Annotated in this window: 19 protein-coding genes, 1 tRNA gene and 1 other RNA gene; 13 read left to right on the plus strand and 8 right to left on the minus strand. The window is 67.1% G+C overall.

The window, feature by feature from the left end; genetic code table 11:
- Window positions 1-27: 27 nt before the first annotated feature.
- The 3 genes from ASF31_RS09680 to ASF31_RS09690 form a co-directional block, all read right to left on the minus strand.
- Window positions 28-750 carry a M48 family metallopeptidase gene (locus ASF31_RS09680; protein WP_055754441.1) on the minus strand — a complete coding sequence of 241 codons (723 nt, stop codon included), beginning with the start codon at window positions 748-750 and terminating at the stop codon, window positions 28-30.
- Window positions 716-1,996, minus strand: a complete 1,281-nt coding sequence (locus ASF31_RS09685) for a polyhydroxyalkanoate depolymerase (protein WP_055754479.1) — start codon at window positions 1,994-1,996, stop codon at window positions 716-718. Before ASF31_RS09685 ends, ASF31_RS09680 begins: the two co-directional genes overlap by 35 nt.
- An 80-nt stretch (window positions 1,997-2,076) precedes the next feature.
- Window positions 2,077-2,700: an SCO family protein gene (locus ASF31_RS09690; RefSeq protein WP_055754442.1), complete on the minus strand. Its 624-nt coding sequence runs from the start codon at window positions 2,698-2,700 to the stop codon at window positions 2,077-2,079.
- A 44-nt stretch (window positions 2,701-2,744) separates the two neighbouring features.
- Between ASF31_RS09690 and ASF31_RS09695 the strand changes: the two genes are divergently transcribed.
- Both ASF31_RS09695 and ASF31_RS09700 read left to right on the plus strand, forming a co-directional pair.
- Window positions 2,745-4,199 (plus strand): ActS/PrrB/RegB family redox-sensitive histidine kinase, encoded by a 1,455-nt coding sequence (locus ASF31_RS09695; RefSeq protein ID WP_235551302.1) that lies wholly within the window; start codon window positions 2,745-2,747, stop codon window positions 4,197-4,199.
- A gap of 87 nt (window positions 4,200-4,286) precedes the next feature.
- Window positions 4,287-4,841 carry an ActR/PrrA/RegA family redox response regulator transcription factor gene (locus ASF31_RS09700; protein WP_055754444.1) on the plus strand — a complete coding sequence of 185 codons (555 nt, stop codon included), beginning with the start codon at window positions 4,287-4,289 and terminating at the stop codon, window positions 4,839-4,841.
- Between the two features lie 9 nt (window positions 4,842-4,850).
- Here ASF31_RS09700 and ASF31_RS09705 read toward each other — a convergent pair whose 3' ends face one another.
- On the minus strand, window positions 4,851-6,701 hold the full coding sequence (locus ASF31_RS09705; protein ID WP_055754445.1) for a DNA polymerase III subunit gamma/tau: 1,851 nt from the start codon (window positions 6,699-6,701) through the stop codon (window positions 4,851-4,853).
- A gap of 308 nt (window positions 6,702-7,009) precedes the next feature.
- Window positions 7,010-7,103: signal recognition particle sRNA small type (gene ffs, locus ASF31_RS14310), an RNA gene on the minus strand.
- A 49-nt stretch (window positions 7,104-7,152) separates the two neighbouring features.
- On the opposite strand from ffs, the gene nudC reads away from it, so the two are divergent.
- Window positions 7,153-8,073 (plus strand): NAD(+) diphosphatase, encoded by a 921-nt coding sequence (nudC, locus tag ASF31_RS09710; protein ID WP_055754480.1) that lies wholly within the window; start codon window positions 7,153-7,155, stop codon window positions 8,071-8,073.
- A gap of 428 nt (window positions 8,074-8,501) precedes the next feature.
- On the opposite strand, the gene ASF31_RS09715 is transcribed toward nudC, so the two are convergent.
- Window positions 8,502-9,224 carry a 3-deoxy-manno-octulosonate cytidylyltransferase gene (locus ASF31_RS09715; RefSeq protein ID WP_082465103.1) on the minus strand — a complete coding sequence of 241 codons (723 nt, stop codon included), beginning with the start codon at window positions 9,222-9,224 and terminating at the stop codon, window positions 8,502-8,504.
- 142 nt (window positions 9,225-9,366) lie between these two features.
- On the opposite strand from ASF31_RS09715, the gene ASF31_RS09720 reads away from it, so the two are divergent.
- Window positions 9,367-10,101 carry a cytochrome c family protein gene (locus ASF31_RS09720; RefSeq protein ID WP_039244051.1) on the plus strand — a complete coding sequence of 245 codons (735 nt, stop codon included), beginning with the start codon at window positions 9,367-9,369 and terminating at the stop codon, window positions 10,099-10,101.
- A gap of 71 nt (window positions 10,102-10,172) precedes the next feature.
- Here ASF31_RS09720 and ASF31_RS09725 read toward each other — a convergent pair whose 3' ends face one another.
- Window positions 10,173-10,787: a malonic semialdehyde reductase gene (locus tag ASF31_RS09725; protein WP_055754447.1), complete on the minus strand. Its 615-nt coding sequence runs from the start codon at window positions 10,785-10,787 to the stop codon at window positions 10,173-10,175.
- 157 nt (window positions 10,788-10,944) lie between these two features.
- On the opposite strand from ASF31_RS09725, the gene ASF31_RS09730 reads away from it, so the two are divergent.
- A complete protein-coding gene (locus ASF31_RS09730) occupies window positions 10,945-11,274 on the plus strand; it encodes a YbaB/EbfC family nucleoid-associated protein (RefSeq protein ID WP_055754448.1) in 330 nt (109 codons plus the stop codon).
- On the plus strand, window positions 11,274-11,876 hold the full coding sequence (gene recR / locus ASF31_RS09735) for a recombination mediator RecR (protein WP_055754449.1): 603 nt from the start codon (window positions 11,274-11,276) through the stop codon (window positions 11,874-11,876). Before ASF31_RS09730 ends, recR begins: the two co-directional genes overlap by 1 nt.
- A gap of 5 nt (window positions 11,877-11,881) precedes the next feature.
- Here recR and ASF31_RS09740 read toward each other — a convergent pair whose 3' ends face one another.
- Window positions 11,882-12,244: a hypothetical protein gene (locus ASF31_RS09740; protein WP_055754450.1), complete on the minus strand. Its 363-nt coding sequence runs from the start codon at window positions 12,242-12,244 to the stop codon at window positions 11,882-11,884.
- Between the two features lie 120 nt (window positions 12,245-12,364).
- On the opposite strand from ASF31_RS09740, the gene ASF31_RS09745 reads away from it, so the two are divergent.
- The 7 genes from ASF31_RS09745 to ASF31_RS09775 all read left to right on the plus strand — a co-directional run.
- On the plus strand, window positions 12,365-13,582 hold the full coding sequence (locus ASF31_RS09745; protein ID WP_055754451.1) for a DNA recombination protein RmuC: 1,218 nt from the start codon (window positions 12,365-12,367) through the stop codon (window positions 13,580-13,582).
- Window positions 13,583-13,667: 85 nt separating this feature from the next.
- Window positions 13,668-14,126, plus strand: coding sequence for a hypothetical protein (locus tag ASF31_RS09750; protein WP_055754452.1), 459 nt, complete (start codon window positions 13,668-13,670; stop codon window positions 14,124-14,126).
- A gap of 3 nt (window positions 14,127-14,129) precedes the next feature.
- The gene (locus ASF31_RS09755; RefSeq protein ID WP_055754453.1) at window positions 14,130-14,327 is read left to right on the plus strand and encodes a helix-turn-helix transcriptional regulator; all 198 of its coding nucleotides are present in this window, start codon (window positions 14,130-14,132) and stop codon (window positions 14,325-14,327) included.
- 44 nt (window positions 14,328-14,371) lie between these two features.
- Window positions 14,372-15,334, plus strand: coding sequence for a TraB/GumN family protein (locus tag ASF31_RS09760; protein ID WP_082465104.1), 963 nt, complete (start codon window positions 14,372-14,374; stop codon window positions 15,332-15,334).
- Between the two features lie 82 nt (window positions 15,335-15,416).
- Window positions 15,417-15,491 (plus strand) — tRNA-Gly (locus ASF31_RS09765).
- 419 nt (window positions 15,492-15,910) lie between these two features.
- Window positions 15,911-16,477 carry a hypothetical protein gene (locus ASF31_RS09770; protein WP_156355994.1) on the plus strand — a complete coding sequence of 189 codons (567 nt, stop codon included), beginning with the start codon at window positions 15,911-15,913 and terminating at the stop codon, window positions 16,475-16,477.
- Window positions 16,478-16,733: 256 nt separating this feature from the next.
- Window positions 16,734-17,132 (plus strand): hypothetical protein (locus tag ASF31_RS09775; RefSeq protein WP_156355996.1); only part of this gene is annotated, 399 nt, incomplete at its 3' end.

The raw sequence follows: 17,132 nt of genomic DNA on the forward strand, positions 1-17,132 counted from the left end.
ATTTCATGGGGAGGAGACTGTGGTCATCTACCGCCCGACGGCGTGAAGCGCGGCGCCGTAATCTTTCAGCCATTTGCGCCAGGGCTTGTGATCCCCGACCAGGCGTTCGACGACGGACCAATAGGCCGGGCTGTGGTCGGCGTGGACCAGATGGGCGACCTCGTGGGCGGCGAGGTAGTCGATGACCGGGGGCGGGGCCATGATGACGCGCCAGGAGTAGCGGATGGTGCGGTTGTGCGGGCTGCACGAGCCCCAGCGCGACCGGGTGTCGGCGATCCCCATCTTGACCGGGCCCTGGCCAAGAGCGCGCAGGTGGTGGTCGGTGCGTTCCAGAAGCGTATCGCGCGCCTCGCGCTTCAACAGGTTTTCGACCCGTCGCGCGTAGGCCTCGCCTTCGCCGCCCGAGCGGATGATCGTTCCGTCCTCGACCAGGCGTGCGGCGCCCGCGCCGGGCACGGCCTCAAGCCGCACAGGCCTGCCGCGCAGGGAGATTACCTGGCCCGGTTCCAGCGGGCGGCTCTTGGGGCGGACGGCCAGGCGTTCGCTGATCCAGACGGCCTTGGATCGGGCGAAGGCGACGGCCTGGCTCAGGCCGCGCTCGGTCGGGGCGATGACCACGGCCTCACCGGCGCGCGCGTCGATCCGCACGGACAGGCGTCGCGCGCGCGGATTGACCGAAAGTCTTAGAACGGGACCGGCGCCGGCCCCGCTTTCGTCAAGCGGCAGCCGCTGACCGTTGCGGTACGCCACCGGCGGCCTCGTTCTGGGCGATGAAATCGCGCACGCGGGGATAGATCTCGTCACGGAAGCGACGACCGTTGAACACGCCGTAATGGCCCACGCCCGGCTGGACGTAGAGGACGCGGCGATCTTCGGGAATGTTGGGGCACAGGCCATGCGCGGCCTGGGTCTGGCCGACGCCGGAGATGTCGTCCTTCTCGCCCTCGACGGTCATCAGGCCGATGTCGGTGATCTTGCTCAGATCGACCTTGCGCCCGCGATGTTCCAAGAGGCCCCGCGCCAGCAGATGCTGCTGGAAGACGATGTCGATGGTCTGGAGGTAGAACTCTTCGGTCAGGTCCAGCACCGACAGATATTCGTCGTAGAATTCCTCGTGCTTTTCGACCTCGTCGCCGTCACCGGCGATCAGGCTGGTGAAATAGTTCCAGTGAGCGTCGCGGTGGCGATCCTCGTTCATCGACATGAAGCTGTAGAGCTGGACGAAGCCCGGATAGACGCGCCGGCCAAACCCCGCGTAGGGCAGGGGCACGGTGTGGATCATGTTCGACTTGAACCAGGTGAAGGGCTTTTCCTCGGCCAGCTGGTTGGTGACGGTCGGCGACAGGCGTGCGTCGATGGGCGACCCCATGAAGGTCATCGACAGGGGACGGTTTTCGTCCTCGTCCTCGGCCATCACCGCGCCGGCGGCCAACACCGGCGGGCCGGGCTGGCACACGCCGACGACGTGGGCGCGGCCGCCGATCGCGGCCAGCATCAGCCGGACGTGGTCGATGTAGTCGAAGAAATCGAACCGCCCCTCCAGCATCGGCACCTGGCGGGCGTTGACCCAGTCGGTGACATAGACGTCGTGGTCCTGAAGGAAGGCTTCGACCGTACCGCGCAGCAGGGTGGCGTAGTGGCCCGAAAGCGGGGCCACGATCAGGACGGCCGGGCCGGAGGCGGGCTTCTTGGCGCGCTTCAGGTCGCCGATGTTGCGGGCGAAGCGGACCAGGCGGCACCACGGGCTCTGCCAGATCACCTGTTCGGTGGTGCGCACCGGCTTGCCGCCGATGTCGATGGTTTCCAGCTTCCAGGCCGGCTTGCCGTAGCGCCGCGTCACGCTCTCGAACAGTTCTGCCGAGGCGTAGGCCGTGCGGCCGATGGCGGTGTCGGCCGCCGGGTTGAAAGGCGAGGTCCAGAAGCTGCGGGCCAGTTGCGCGCCGACCCGGAACGGCAGGGCCGACTGGTAGGCGAGTTCATGAAAGGCGTAGAGCATGACGATCCGATACGGCCGAGCGCCGTTTGTGCAGGGCAACATATAATGCATCACCCTGCAAAAGGATTATGGGGTCGCTGCTAACCCCGCGCCATCGCCTGTTCGATGATCCTGGTCGTCTTGTCCGGACCCATTCCATAGGCGACGGCGGTGCGGAACTTGCCGTCAGGGCCCATCAGATAGACGGTCAGGGAGTGGTTCATCGTATAGCCCTCGCCCTCGCCGACCTTTTGATAGAAGGCGCGGTAGGCCTTGGCGGCGGTCGCCACCTGTTCGGGCGTGCCCGTCAGGCCGATGGTCTCCTTGGGAAAGCCGTCGGACGACAGATAGTCCTTTAGCGCCTGGGGCGTGTCGCGTTCGGGATCGACGCTGACGAAGACGATCTGCAGATCCTTGGCCTTGTCGCCGAGCCGCTGCTGCACCGCGCCCAGCTCGGCCAAGGTGGTCGGGCAGAACTCGGGGCAATACGTGAAGCCGAAGAAGACCAGGCTCCATTTGCCGTTCAGCATCGTCTGATCGACGGGCCGCCCATCCTGATTGACCAGTTTGAAGTCGCCGCCGACCAGGGGCTGGCCGGTCGACGTCACCTCGGCCCCGTCCGACGTGGGCGCACGACCGCTGACCACCACGACCGTGATGATGGCGAGCGCCACGGCGATGGCGATGCAGGCGCCCGCGAACAGCAGGATGGAACGACGCGGCATGACGGCCTCTCACGAAACGGATGTGATCGGTCTATAGAAGGCGTGTGACCTCGACAGAAGCCCGCATGGCGCCGCACGGCGTATCCTCTTCGGAGCCGTTGAACGGCTGGAGCGATGCGCCGCGTCGCGGCCGGGGGTTTTCACTGCGGACCCTGATCGTTCTGCGCTGGCTGACCATCATCGGCCAGAGCGCGGCGATCCTGACGGCGCATCAGGGGCTGCATTTCCCCTTGCCGCTCTGGCCCTGCCTGATCGTGATCGCCATCAGCGCGGCGGTGAATGTGGGGGCCATGGCGCGGGTGCGCCGGCTGGAGGCCAGCCTGCCGGACGGGCGCACGACGGCGATCCATCTGGGCTTCGACATCTTTCAGCTAGGCGTGCTGCTGGGTCTGACCGGCGGGCTGGAGAACCCGTTCTGCCTGCTGCTGGTCGCGCCCGTCACCATCGCGGCGGCGGCCCTGCCGGCGCGTCAGGCTCTAATGCTGGGCGTGCTGGCGCTGATCGCGGTCGGGGTGCTGTTCTTCTGGTCCGAGCCTCTGCCGTGGCGACCGCACGAGAACTTCCACCTGCCGACGCTGTATCGCCTCGGCATGGCCATGGCCCTGGTGACCGGCGTGGTCTTCACCGCCGGCTACGCCTGGCGGGTGGCGGCCGATGCGGAGAAGCTGGAACTGGCTCTGGCGACCACCCAGGACGTGCTGCAACGCGAACAAAGGCTGGCGGCGCTGGGCGGACTGGCGGCGGCGGCGGCGCATGAGCTTGGCACGCCGCTGGCGACCATTCAGGTGGTGGCGAAAGAGCTTCAGCGCGCCTCGGCCCCCGACAGCGACGCGGCCGAGGATGCGGCCCTGATCCTGCAACAGGCCGAACGGTGCCGGGGCATCCTGACACAGCTGTCGCAACAGCCCGAGGGCGACGACGCCCTGTATGCCGACGTCTCGCTGAAGGCCCTGCTGGAAGAGGTGGTGGAGCCCCACCGGGGCTTCGACCTGGCCTTTGATGTGCTGGTCAAGACGCCGCCCGGTCAGCCCGCGCCGCGCGTGCGCCGGATGCCCGAGGTGATCCACGGCCTGTCCACCCTGGTCGAGAACGCCGCCGATTTCGCCAAGACGACGGTGCGGGTCCAGGCGGTGGTGGACGCCGGCTGGATCGAGATCGAGATTCTGGACGATGGCGCGGGCTTTGCGGGGGACATCCTGCCGCGGCTGGGCGAGCCCTATGTGACCAGTCGGCCGCAGGGCAAGGCGCGCCAGGCCCTGGCCGCCCAGATCGCCGCCGCCGCCAGACCCTCCAAGCCTCGCGCAACTGTCGAGCCGCCCATCGCCCCCAGCCAGGGCGGCATGGGCCTGGGCTTCTTCATCGCCCGCACCCTGCTGGAGCGGACCGGCGGGTCGGTCAGCGTGGGCCAGGGGCTGCCGCAATCGGAGGCCAAGGGTTCGGCACGTGGCGCGCGCGTGGCGGTGCGCTGGGCGCGGCCGGCGCTGGAGGTCGCGGCATGAGGCGATTGGGTCGAAGCGTCGCAGGCGGAACCTTGGCCTTGACCCGCGCGCTACCCGTCCCGACTTGGAACGGCAGGAGAGAAACGCATGTCAGAACTCGAAGCCCGCATCGCCGCCCTGCCCGACAAGTCCCTGCTGCTGCTGGATGACGATCAGGCCCTGCGCACCCGCATGGGGCGGGCGCTGGAAGCGCGCGGTTTTCAGGTGACGACCGCTGAATCCGTCGCCGAGGCGATGCAGTTGCTGCGCGACAAGGCTCCGGCCTTCGCCGTGCTGGACATGCGGCTTGAGGACGGCAACGGCCTGAAGATCGTCGAGGCGGTGCGTGAGAAGCGCGAGGACGCCCGCATCGTCATGGTGACCGGCTACGGCGCCATCGCCACGGCGGTCGCCGCGGTCAAGGCCGGCGCCGTCGACTATCTGTCCAAGCCCGCCGACGCGGATGATGTGGTCAAGGCCCTGCTCGCCACCGGCGATTCGCCCGAACCACCCGAAAACCCGATGAGCGCCGACCGCGTCCGCTGGGAGCACATCCAGCGCGTCTATGAACTGTGCGACCACAACGTCTCGGAAACCGCCCGCCGCCTGGGCATGCACCGCCGCACCCTGCAACGCATCCTGGCCAAGCGCGCGCCGCGATAGGCCGAACCCTCAATCCTCGTCGTCGTCCTCGACCACGTCGGGGATTTCAGGGGTGACCACGGTCGGGGCGATGGTCTTGATCTCGCCCAGCTTGGCGCCGGGGAAGGCCTGGAGCACCGCCTGGACGAAGGGGTTGGCCTCGACCTCGGCGCGTTCGGCGGCGCGGGCCTTTTTCTGGATCTCGATGACCGTCTCGGCCCCGCCCTGGCCGTTGGCGGCGATCAGCCAGGTGCGACCGGTCCATTCGCGTAGACGGGCCGACAGCTTGCGGGCCAGTTCGATGGGCGCGCCCTGGACGCTTTCATAGACGATGGCGCCAGGCTTGAACGAGACCGGCTTCACATACCGCTCCACATCCATCTGAAGCCCGACCTCGCGCTTCTCGCCGATCAGGGCGACGACCTGTTCGAAGGTTTGTGGATCGGGCAGGGCGGGGGCCATCACCGGCCGCGCCGCCAGCTGCGCCGAGGTTCCGCCACCTCCACCACCGCCGCCACGCGGGGCCGAGCCGCCGCCCAGCGGTTCGCTCGACTGCAACCGTTTCAGCGCCTCCTCCGGTCCGGGGAGGTCGGCGGCGTAGGCCAGGCGCACGATGGCCATCTCGACCGCATCGGCCGGATTGGGCGCGCGCCGCACCTCGTCCAGCGCCTTCAGCAGCATCTGCCAGGTTCGCGACAGGGTGGCCGCCGGGATGGCCGCGCCCAGAGCCGCTAGCTTCTGGGCCTGGTCGTTAGGCAGGCGGGTCGCGTTCGGCCCCAGCATCTTGGCGACGGATGCCGCATGGCAATGCTCAAGCAGGTCGTTCGTCACCTGCACCGGATCGGCGCCGAAGCCGTAAAGGGTGCGGAAGCTTTCCAGCGCCTCCGGCGTGCGACCGGCCATGATGCTCTCGAACAGGGCGATGGTCTGGGTCCGGTCGGCCAGGCCCAGCATGTCGCGCACGGTCTCGGTCTTGACCGTCTCGCCCCGCTCTGCCTGGACCAGGGCCTGATCCAGCAGGGACAGGCCGTCGCGCACCGACCCCTCGGCCGCGCGCGAAATCAGCGCCAGGGCGTCGGTCTCGATCTTCATGCCTTCACGGTCGGCGATCCGGCCCAGATGCTCGACCAGGATTTCCGGCTCGACCCGACGCAGGTCGAACCGCTGGCAGCGGCTCAGGATCGTCACCGGCACCTTGCGGATCTCGGTGGTGGCGAAGATGAATTTGGCGTGGGGCGGCGGCTCTTCCAGCGTCTTCAGCAGGGCGTTGAACGCCTGCGTCGACAGCATGTGGACCTCGTCCAGCACATAGACCTTGTAGCGCGCCTCGACCGGCGCATAGCGGACGCTTTCCAGGATGTCGCGGATGTCGTTGACGCCGGTGTGCGACGCCGCATCCATCTCCATCACGTCCATGTGCTGGCCGGCCATGATGGCGGCGTCGTGCCGGCCGTGGGCGGTCAGGGTCAGGGACGGCCGGTCGATGACGTCGGTCTCGTTGTTCAGGGCGCGGGCCAGCAGGCGGGCGGTGGTCGTCTTGCCGACGCCCCGCACCCCGGTCAGCATGAAGGCGTGGGCGATGCGGCCGGTGGCGAAGGCGTTGGTCAGGGTGCGCACCATCGCCTCCTGCCCGATCAGGTCCTCGAACGTGCGCGGCCGGTATTTACGCGCCAGCACCTGATAGGCCGCCCCGTCGTCCACATGGGCTTCGACATCGGCATGGGCGGTGACAGGCTTAGCCACGACAGGCGCAACGGGTGCCGCGACCGGCTCAGGCGCCGCAGCGGGCGCGCCGAACATGTCGTCGGTGTTCTCGTCGCGCTGGACGACGTCGTCCTCTTCCCAGGGCGGGCCGTCGAGATTCGTGTCGCTGTCCGTCATGGATGGAAGTCTTACAGCGGGTGAGGGGCGGGTAGAAGCGATTCCCATCTCCCTTCTCCCCCGAGGGGAGAAGATGGGCCCGAGGGCTCGGATGAGGGTGTTCTGTCCGCCTCGCTGACGCCGAGAGCGGGCCCGTATCCGGCAACCCCCTCATCCGTCTCGCTCCGCGAGCCGCCTTCTCCCCCGAGGGGAGAAGGGAGGCGAACCAGACGCGCTCACGCAGCAAACCGTCGCGCGGCGAGCGTTAGCGCACAAACGCGCTCCAACAGCGAGCGACCGCGTCGCGAGCGTTAGCGCACCAAAAAGAGAGAAGTAGAGACCGCGACCCGAAGGGGAATTCGTTGTGGCTGCTGCCTTCCGGCCCTGACCAAGTTGGCGAAACCTTCGCCCGCGATCTCCGAGCGGAGATATGACGGGTGCGGCCGTCGGAATCAAGAGCTACAAAACCCGCATGGCCCATCAGAACACCTTCGCCGGCAATCCGCTCGATCGCGCCGGCGACCTGCGCAACGATCCCGAATGGCTGGCCCGGCAGGAGGCTGATCCCGAGGCCCAGGCCATGGTCCTGTGGGAGGGGCGTCCCCTGATCGAGGAGACGACCGAAGGCCCGCGCCTGGCCTGGCTGTCGCTGAAACATGCGCGCGACATCGTGCCGGATCGCGATGTCTTTCTGGGCCTGTGGGACGCGGCGCCCGTCTTCGCCATCGAGTTCGAAGGCTCCATCGATCCGACCGACGGGCCGCTGGCCGGCGTCGGCGCCTTTCATGAGTTGCGCTCGGCGGCGGCGATCCTGCCGGCGGCGGACGCGGCCATGGCGGGCGGGGCCAAGAGCCTGTTCGACTGGCGGCGCAAACACGGTTTCTGCGCCAACTGCGGTACGCTGAGCGAAACGGCCTCGGGCGGATGGAAACGCCGTTGCCCGGCCTGTGGGACCGAGCATTTCCCACGCGTCGATCCGGTCACCATCATGCTGCCGGTCTATAAGGGCGGCGCCGAGCCGATTTGCCTGCTGGGCCGGCAAGCGGCCTGGCCCGAGGGGCGGATGTCGGCCCTGGCCGGGTTCCTGGAGCCCGGCGAATCCATCGAGGAGGCCTGCGCCCGCGAGGTCAAGGAAGAGGCCGGCCTGACCGTGATCGCCACCGCCTATCACTCCAGCCAGCCCTGGCCCTTCCCGTCGCAACTGATGATCGGCCTGATCGCCGAGGTGTCGGACGACCAGGCCCGGCCCGACCAGACCGAGCTGGAATCGGTCGCCTGGCTGACGCGGGCAGAGGCACGGGCGGTGCTGGCCGGCGACCATCCGACCATCCAGGCCCCGCCCCCCTTCGCCATCGCCCATAGCCTGATCCAGGCCTGGGTCGAGGAGGGCTAGTCAGGTTTTCTCCCTCCCCGCTCCGGGGAGGGTGGTCGCGCAGCGACCGGGTGGGGGCGGCCCAGCAGGGCCGCATTTTAACCTGATGCATGACCGATCGGTGAGGCGTCGCCTGGCCGCCCCCACCCGACCTCGCTCCGCTCGGTCACCCTCCCCGAAGCGGGGAGGGAAAAGTTCGTCTTCCATCCTATTTTAGAAAGCGAACCCACGCCGTTTCAAAGGCTTGCGGCCTCGCATCGACCATTTTCCATACACCGGTCTGAACGGGCCTATAATCGCCGCCGGGTCTTTGACATCGTCGCGCAGCCGAGTTTGCGAAGAAAAGTTGCACCAGTACAATTTGGTGCAACTAAATTTTACAATAGAAACAGCTATCTCCGTCGAAATTGCACTCCATTGCACCATTTTCTAGCAGTGCAACTTCGCCGTCACGCCAGCGCGCGCGCCGCTTCCAGATCGGCCGGATTGTCGACTGACAGGGGGGCTTCGTCGATGACGGCGGCCCAGATCTGCATGCCCATTTCCAGTGCGCGCAGCTGTTCCAGTTTTTCGCGCGTCTCCAGCGGCGACGGCGGGGCGGCGCAGAAGCGGTTCAGGGCCTCGCGGCGATAGCCATAGACGCCGATGTGCCGCCAGATGGGCGCATCGCCATACAGGGTCGAGCGGGTGAAATAGAGGGCGCGGCCCTGACGCTCGTTTTCGCCTAACGCCAACACCGCCTTGACCACGTCGGGGTTGGTCCGGTCCGACAGGTCGGCTTCCGTCGCGACCAGGGTGGCGATGTCGCAAGTCGGCTCTCCATGCAGGATGGCGGCGCAGGCGACGGCCAGGCCGGGGCTGGCGAAGGGCATGTCGCCCTGGACGTTGATGACCGCGTCGAAATCGCCCTCCGGGTCGATGGCGTCCACGGCGGCGCGGATCCGGTCCGAACCCGAGGGCAGGGCCGGGTCGGTCAGTATGGCCCGGCCGCCCGCCGCCTCGACCGCCTCGACGATCTCGGGATCGCCGGCGGCGACCACGACCGGCAGGCCCGAGGCTTCCGCCTGGCGATAGGCGCGCACGATCATCGGCGCATCGCCGATCAGGGCCAGGGGCTTGTTCGGCAGGCGGGTCGCCGCCATGCGAGCGGGTATCATTATCAACGGATTCATCGACTTCCCTGACGCCTGTCTGGCCCGTCGCGCGTTGGGCCGGTTGCGAAGGCGGCGCTACCGTGCCAGAGACGCCAAAGCAAGATTATGTCCGGGGCGTGTTTTCGAGGGGCCCGGCCGGCAGAGGGAAACGACCAGGCGTATGAGCGGCGATCTTAAGTGGAACAAGATTTTCGGCGCGGCTCTGGGGACGGCGTTCGTCATCCTGGTCGTCCAGCAGGCCTCGGGCCTCGTCTATCATTCGGAAGCCCCCGAAAAGATGGGCTATTTCGTCGATGCGCCGGAAGAGGCCGCCGGCGGTGAAGCCGCCGAACTGGCGCCCGACTGGGGCACGGTGCTGCCGACCGCCGATCTGGCCGCCGGCGAGGCCGCCTTCGCACGTTGCCAGGCCTGCCATGACGCGCATCAGGGCGGCGCCGACAAGATCGGTCCGAACCTGTGGGGCGTGGTCGGCGGGCCGGTCATGCACCGTCCGGGCTTCGCCTATTCCGACGCCATGGCCAAGCACAAGGCCGAGGCGCCGACCTGGGGCTATGACCAGATCAACAGCTTCATCACGGCCCCGGCCAAATATGTGCCCGGCACCAAGATGTCCTTCGCCGGCATCCGCGACACCCAGACGCGCATCAATCTGATCGCCTGGCTGCGCACTCAGGGCTCGGGCGGCTTCGCCATCCCGGCACCGGATCCCACCCGTCAACCTGGCGCGGCCGCGCCGGCCGCCGGCGCGCCTGCGACGGGCGAGGCCCCGGTGACCGAAGGCGCCGCCGCGACCGAAGCGACCGGGACCACCCCGGCCGCCGGCGCCCCCGCCGCGTCTCAGGCGACCCCGGCGGCCCCGCCTGCCGCGACGGCGTCTGCGCCGCCCAACACCTGATCGTTCCGGCGATGAACGACAAAAGGGCGGCCGACGGGCCGCCCTTCTTCGTTTCGGGCTGAGCGCTCGGCTCAGAGGATCTGCGCGGCCTCGTCGAACGACAGGCGCGGCGAGCGCGCAAACAAGTTCTCGTCCGAGCCATAGCCGAGGTTGAGGATATAGTTCGGCTCGACATTGCTGTCGGGGAAGAACTCGGCCTTCACGCCGGCGGGGTCGAAACCGGACATCGGCCCGACATCCAGGCCCAGCGCGCGGGCGGCGATGGTGAGATAGCCGCCCTGCAGCGAGGCGTTGCGGAAGGCGGTCTCTCGCCGGCCGGCCTCGTCTGCGAACCAGGCCTTGGCGCCCGGCGCGTGGGGAAACAGGGCGTCGAGATGGTCGTGGAAGTCCATGTCCTGACCGACGATCACCGTCACCGGGGCCTGCTGCGTCTTGTCGCGATTGCCTTCGCTCATCAGCGGGATGAGGCGGGCCTTGGCCTCGGGCGAGGTGATGAAGACGAAGCGGGCCGGCGATCCGTTGACCGCCGTGGGCCCGAACTTGGTCAGGTCATACAGCTTGCGCAGCAGTTCCGGCGCGACGGGGCGGTCGGTCCAGCCGTTGCGCGTGCGCGCCTCGGTGAACAGTTGCGACAGGGCGGCGTCCGACAGCGGGACGTCGCGTTGATGAGTAGCGTCATAGGCCATGGGAATGCGTTCCTGACTTAAATAGCAACGAGTACAGGTGCTAATTAGGGTGTTTCGCAACAGCCGCAAGCGCCAATCCCGAAATGCTCGGTTTCGATATAGCGCACCGAGCACAACCCCTCTGTCGCCCGGGCTTTGTTCGCCCTATCTAGAGGGCATGAAAGATCTGACCCAACTGATGCAGCAGGCCCAGGCGATGCAGCAAAAGCTGCAGGACGCCCAGGCCAAGATGGCTGAAACGACCGCTGAGGGTTCTTCCGGCGGCGGCCTCGTCTCGGTGTCCCTGAAGGGCCCTGGCGAGATTACGGCCATCAAGATCGACGACAGTCTGCTGACGCCGGGCGAGGGCGAGATACTGGCCGATCTGATCGTCGCCGCCCATGCCGACGCCAAGCGCAAGCTGGATGAGCAGAACAACGCCCTGATGCGCGAGGCCGCAGGCCCCATGGCCGGGATGAACATTCCCGGAATGCCGAAACTGTTCTGATGGCCGCCTCCGCCGGGCCGGAGATCGAACGGCTGATCTCCCTTCTCGCCAAACTGCCGGGTTTGGGCCCACGCTCGGCGCGGCGTGCGGCGCTGGCTCTATTGAAGCGGCGCGAGCAGTTGCTGGTGCCGCTGGCGGCGTCGCTGGCCGAGACGGCGGAAAAGGTCGTGTCGTGCTCGGTTTGCGGCGCGCCGGATACGCGCGACCCCTGCGCCATCTGTTCGGACGGATCGCGAGACAATGGTCTGATCTGCGTGGTCGAAGAGGCCGGCGCCCTGTGGGCGATGGAGCGATCCGGCGCCTTTCGCGGCAAATACCATGTGCTTGGCGGACTGCTGTCCGCGCTCGACGGTGTCGGGCCCGAGCATCTGCGGATCACCGAACTGGTCGGGCGCGTCAGGGGCGGGGGCGTGCGCGAGATCGTTCTGGCCCTGCCGGCCACGGTCGATGGGCAGACGACCGCCCACTATGTCGCTGAGCGGATCGCCGGGCCGGATGTGGAGATCACCTCGCTGGCGCGCGGGGTGCCGGTCGGCGGCGAACTGGATTGGCTGGACGACGGCACCATCGTCCAGGCCCTTCGCGCCCGCCGCCCGGCCTGACCGAGTTAGTTCGAAGGCACCGTCGGGGCGTTGACGTTCGGCGCTTCGCCCGTCGGTGTGGCGACGGCGCGGCCCGTCGAATCCGTTGGCGCGTCGGCGGCGGGCGGCGTCTGGCTGTCGCCCGCGAACGCCTGGGTCTCGGCGGCGGCGGCCTCAGGACCCGTCTCAGCGTTCTTGGCGTTGAAAGCGCCGTTGGTCACGAACCACAGTCCCAGCAGCAGCACTGCGGCCGCGAGGGTCGAAACCGCCAGGATGACGGCGATGCGCGGGTTCTTGCGGCCGCTGCGCACCAGTTCGGCGTCGACCGGCCGGCCGTCGTGCACCGCATCGGCGGCGGTGTCGTGGCGGTGGGGCTTTTCCGGGGTCATGGGCGGGTCCTTCGTGCAAATGGCTGAGACACCAACGTCATCGCAACGGCGACGTTCCGGACAAGCGGCGCCGGAACGGCCCCGCTTCTCATTGAAGGCGACTCCCGTTAGGAACGGAGCATGAACATGCTTGTGCCGATCCTTGCTGTCCTGGCCGCCGCGTTCGCGGGCGGTTTTCTGTGGGCCTATATGGGCTGGCAGAAGACGAGCGGCGCGCTGGCGGCGGCCGAGGCGCGCATCGATCTGGTCGAGGAAAGCCGTGTGACCATGGGCGAACTGCTCAAGGCCCAGGCGGCGCAGTCGGCCCAGGTCGTGGCGGATCAGATGGTCAGTCGCGCGACCGAGACCTTCCGCGCTCAGGACCAGCTGGCGCGCGAGCGGATGGCCGCCCAGCTGAAACCTGTCGCCGACACCCTGACCAAGTTCCAGGAGCATGTCGCCGCGTTGGAGAAGACGCGGTCCGAAGAGACCGGGGGGCTGCGCGAGCAACTGGCCCAGCTGATGACGGCCTCGTCCGCCACGCGCGACGAGGCGCGCAAGCTGACCGAAGCCCTGCGCGGCAATACGGGCCGTCGCGGCCGTTGGGGCGAGCAGACCTGCCGCAATGTGCTGGAGGCCGCCGGCATGGCGGGGCGGTTCGACTTCACCGAGCAGACGTCCAGCGCCGACGACGAGGGCCGCCAGAACCGGCCCGACTTCATTGTCCGCCTGCCCGGCGGCGGCATGTTCGTGATCGACGCCAAGGTCCCGCTGGCCTTCGACGACGGGGAGGGCGACGAAGAGGCGCGCGCTCGCTCGGTCGGCCTGCGCACCGCCGCCAGCCTGAAAACCCACGTTCGCCAACTGTCGTCCAAGGCCTATCAGGACCAGTTCAAGCCCAGCCCCGATTTCGTCGTCCTGTTCGTGCCCGGCGATGCGTTTCTAGTCACGGCGCTGGACCATGAGCCGGACCTGATGACCCAGGCGATGGCCTCCCGGGTCGTCATCGTCACGCCCTCGACCCTGTTCGCCCTGTGCAAGGCAGTCGCCTATGGCTGGCGCGCGGAAGAACAGGCCGCCAACGCCGACAAGGTCGCCGCCCTTGGCCGCGAGCTCTACAAGCGGCTGTCGGTCATGGGCGGTCATGCTTCAGCCGTCGGACGCGCGCTGGATACGGCGGTCGGCAAGTACAATCAGTTCGTCGGCTCGCTCGAGAGCCAGGTCATGGTCTCCGCCCGCCGGTTCGAAGATCTGCAGGTCGACCATGAGGGCAAGGCGTTGACGGATCTGACGCCGGTTGAAACCGCGCCCCGAGCCATCGCCCGTCCCGAACTGATCGCCGCCGCCAAGGTCGACTAGGGCGTCTTTCTGTGGAAAGGGCGCTTGACAGCGCTGTGGTCGTGATGTCAATGTAGCTTGTCAAAAGGACAAGGGGTGTTGACTGATGCGCAAGTGGCGGCCGGTAATCAAGGCGACGGTGATCACGTTCGGCGGCGGCCTGCTGTTCGCCTTCCTCGGCGGCATCGCGGTCGGCTACGCCTCCAGTTCGGGATGGATTGCGCCCGAGATGGGCGAACTGATCGTGACCGCAGTCTTCGCCGCCGCCATCATGGCCGGCGCCTTGTGGATCGGCGCCGAATGGATGCGCGTGATCGACGAGGCCGCGCGGGAGGCGCACAAGGCGGCCTGGTATTGGGGCGGCACGGCCGGCATGTGCGTCAGCGGCGTCGCCCTGATCCTGTCCTCGGCTGGGCCGTGGCGCGACATTATCGCGCGCGAGATCGGCTCGGGCGGTTCGCCCATCGATTACGTGTCCGCCGGCGCCGCCTTGATGATCGCTCCCATGCTGATCGGATACACCGTCGTCTGGGCGTGGTGGTGGCTGGCGCGGATGCGGGGCTGACCCATGAACAATCGTCTCAAGGTCCTGCGCGCCGAGCGCGACTGGAGCCAGGCGCAGCTGGCCGAACATCTGGGCGTGTCGCGCCAGACCGTGAACGCCCTGGAGACCGGCCGTTACGACCCCTCCCTGCCGCTGGCCTTCAAGATCGCCCGCGTCTTCGGCCAGCCCATCGAATCCATCTTCTCGGACGATCAGGCCTGATCCGTCCTTCTTCTCCTTCATTTTCGACAACAACGAGACCTCTCATGACCTTCACCGATCGCCTTCTGTCGTCCGTTTCCAGCCTGGCGCGCGGCGCCGTGGGCGTCGCCGGCGGCCTGGCGCTATTCGTCGCCATCGCCGGCGTCCCAGCCGACGCCTTGGCCCAGACCGCCGCGCCTGCCGCCCCCGCGCCGATCCAAGGCGAAGGTCCCGCTCTGTGGGTGGTCAAGGATGCGGACTCGACGCTGTATCTGTTCGGCTCGGTCCATGTGCTTCGCCCCACGACCGGATGGGCCAGCCCCCGCGTCGAGGCCGCCTTCGACAGCGCCTCGGACATCTGGTTCGAGATCAGCAATCCGGATGACCAGGCCGCCATCATGCCGCTGATCCAGCAGCACGGTCTGTCGCCCGAGACGCCCCTGTCCAGCCGCCTGACGTCGGAAGAAAACGCCGAACTGGATGCGGCCGCCAAGGCCATGGGCGCCTCCGCCGCCCAGCTTCAGCCGATGAAGCCCTGGCTGGCGGCGCTCAGCCTGTCGGTCGCGCCGCTGATCAAGGCCGGCTACGACCCCAAGTCGGGCGTCGAACTGGTGTTGAAGGCGCGCGCCGAGGCGGCCGGCAAGCCGATCCACGGCTTCGAGACCATCGACAAACAGGTCGGCATCCTGGCCGGCATGCCCGACGACGTGCAACTGGTCTTCCTGCGCGAGACGCTGAAGGACTACGAGAACGCCGCCAAAAAGCTGGATGAGATGGTCGAGGCCTGGGCCCGTGGCGACGTCGCGACGCTGGACCGCGTCACGATCACGGAAATGAAGGAGGCATCGCCGGCGCTCTATCAAGCCGTTCTGGTCGATCGGAACACCGACTGGGCCAACCAGATCCAGACCCTGCTCGAAGGCTCCGGCACCGCCTTCATCGCCGTCGGCGCCGCCCACCTGACCGGCGACGACAGCGTCCAGGCCATCCTGCAAAAGCGCGGCGTAACGGTCGAGGCGGCGCAATAACCTCTGCCTTGAGCGCGGCTGCTGCGGCGGCTAGAACAACCAACGCCGGAGCGCGCGCACGCCGCTCCGGCGTTTTTTCTGTGCGGGTGTAGTTCAGAGGTAGAACGTCAGCTTCCCAAGCTGAATGTCAGGGGTTCGATTCCCCTCACCCGCTCCACGCCCGATCCATAAAGCGTTGCCGCATTGGCCACGAACCGGTGCTACGCGCTTAGCCACTCTATTTTGTGTGCCATTGTGAAACAGTGCGCTAGCGGTGGTTGTCCCGCAATAGGACGCTGGGGACGCGCTTGATCGTCGCCGAAACACCCTGCCTGACGTCGTCGCCCGACCTGCACCGAACACGATGACGAAGTTCGGCGAACGCCGCGCCCTTGCGGCGGCCTGACGCACAACGCCGTTCAGCAAACACATTGCATACCGCCGCTCTTAGGCGTAAAGCGGCCTCCGTTAACTGATTGTTAACCAAAGCCTGCCCGTCGCCGAACGTCTCGATTCGGAGTGGCATGGCTTTTGGAAGGGGTGGGGCGAACCGTCAGGGGTGACGGGCCGTCCTGGGGACGGAAACGGGGTTGGGCAATGCAGAATTCTTCGAGGCCTTTGCGCGCGTCGGTCCGCCGGCTGAGCGGCGCCGTTGCGCTGATCGTATCCGCCGTCGCATCGCCGACCCTAGCAAAGCCTGTCGCTGACAACCTCGACGTGGGCAAGACGCTCAATGTCAACGTTGTCGGCCAGATCGTGCCGCGGTGTGAAATCCAGGGCGGCGGAGATATCGATTTCGGCGAGTTGACGGGCGGCGAACGCGCCACCGCGCTCTTTGGTCTGAACTGCAACGTGCCATTTGACCTGGGCGTGACCTCGGCGCGGGGTGGTCTGGCTCACGTCACCAAGCCGCAGGGCGAAGGACCGTTCGCGGGCGTGCTGCCCTACGATGTCACCTTGACCGTTCCGACGCTTCGGCCTGAGCCGCGTACGGTACAGGCCAGCTTCAGCAGTGTCGACCATATGGGAATGCTGAGCAGCGGCGACGGCATCGCCGCGGGCGGCGGCAAGATCGAATTCCGCACGCGTCAGCCTGCGGGGGCGGGTCTTCTGGCTGGTCAATACACTGAAACCTTGACCGTGACGGTAACGCCTCGCGTCTGAAAGTCGTCAATCAAGTTAATCGTGCATGCTGAATAGATGTCGCGTTTGTTTCAAGAAGAAGCAGACGCACTTTTGCTTTGTATGAGCAAAACGAAGATTTCGCGCGCTAGGCGAATACATGCTTGAATCGTAGCTAACAGCGTTTTTTACTGTTGACCGGTTGTTAATGGGAGATTAACTGGACGAGATCGGACGGGGAGGGACTGCCGCCTCGATCGACTATTTTTCGCGAAATCATTCGCTTGGAGAGACTGAAATGAAGAAGTTCGCTTCACTGATGGCCGGCGCCGCCGCGCTCGCCATGATGGCCGCCCCCGCGATGGCTGGCACGGTCTATCAGGGATCGGTGACCACCAACACGACGGTCAACATCCCGTTCATCGGCCCGGTGACTGTCCAGAACACCACCAACAATACGGCTGCCGTTCTGGTGGCCGACCTGCTGAACCCTGGCCTGAACAGCAACACCTCGCTGATCACGATCTCGGGCAGCTCGGCCGCGAACAACGGCACGGCTTCGAACAACGACGGCGCGACCTTCACCCTGAAGGGCGCTGTGTCGACGGACTGCGCCTACTATACCGGCAACGCCTCGACCACGATCGACTTCGGCACCATCGGCATCTACGCCTCGGACGACACCGGCCCGGCCAAT

The organism is Brevundimonas sp. Leaf280, from assembly GCF_001422455.1.
In the GTDB taxonomy this organism is placed as follows: Bacteria; Pseudomonadota; Alphaproteobacteria; order Caulobacterales; family Caulobacteraceae; genus Brevundimonas.

Coding starts and splice junctions, on each gene's coding strand:
- ASF31_RS09685 (WP_055754479.1), bottom strand. CDS start 1,996: ATGCTCTACGCCTTTCATGAACTCGCCTACCAGTCGGCCCTGCCGTTC.
- ASF31_RS09690 (WP_055754442.1), bottom strand. CDS start 2,700: ATGCCGCGTCGTTCCATCCTGCTGTTCGCGGGCGCCTGCATCGCCATC.
- ASF31_RS09700 (WP_055754444.1), top strand. CDS start 4,287: ATGTCAGAACTCGAAGCCCGCATCGCCGCCCTGCCCGACAAGTCCCTG.
- ASF31_RS09705 (WP_055754445.1), bottom strand. CDS start 6,701: ATGACGGACAGCGACACGAATCTCGACGGCCCGCCCTGGGAAGAGGAC.
- nudC (WP_055754480.1), top strand. CDS start 7,153: ATGGCCCATCAGAACACCTTCGCCGGCAATCCGCTCGATCGCGCCGGC.
- ASF31_RS09715 (WP_082465103.1), bottom strand. CDS start 9,224: ATGAATCCGTTGATAATGATACCCGCTCGCATGGCGGCGACCCGCCTG.
- ASF31_RS09720 (WP_039244051.1), top strand. CDS start 9,367: ATGAGCGGCGATCTTAAGTGGAACAAGATTTTCGGCGCGGCTCTGGGG.
- ASF31_RS09725 (WP_055754447.1), bottom strand. CDS start 10,787: ATGGCCTATGACGCTACTCATCAACGCGACGTCCCGCTGTCGGACGCC.
- ASF31_RS09730 (WP_055754448.1), top strand. CDS start 10,945: ATGAAAGATCTGACCCAACTGATGCAGCAGGCCCAGGCGATGCAGCAA.
- recR (WP_055754449.1), top strand. CDS start 11,274: ATGGCCGCCTCCGCCGGGCCGGAGATCGAACGGCTGATCTCCCTTCTC.
- ASF31_RS09740 (WP_055754450.1), bottom strand. CDS start 12,244: ATGACCCCGGAAAAGCCCCACCGCCACGACACCGCCGCCGATGCGGTG.
- ASF31_RS09745 (WP_055754451.1), top strand. CDS start 12,365: ATGAACATGCTTGTGCCGATCCTTGCTGTCCTGGCCGCCGCGTTCGCG.
- ASF31_RS09750 (WP_055754452.1), top strand. CDS start 13,668: ATGCGCAAGTGGCGGCCGGTAATCAAGGCGACGGTGATCACGTTCGGC.
- ASF31_RS09755 (WP_055754453.1), top strand. CDS start 14,130: ATGAACAATCGTCTCAAGGTCCTGCGCGCCGAGCGCGACTGGAGCCAG.
- ASF31_RS09760 (WP_082465104.1), top strand. CDS start 14,372: ATGACCTTCACCGATCGCCTTCTGTCGTCCGTTTCCAGCCTGGCGCGC.
- ASF31_RS09770 (WP_156355994.1), top strand. CDS start 15,911: ATGCAGAATTCTTCGAGGCCTTTGCGCGCGTCGGTCCGCCGGCTGAGC.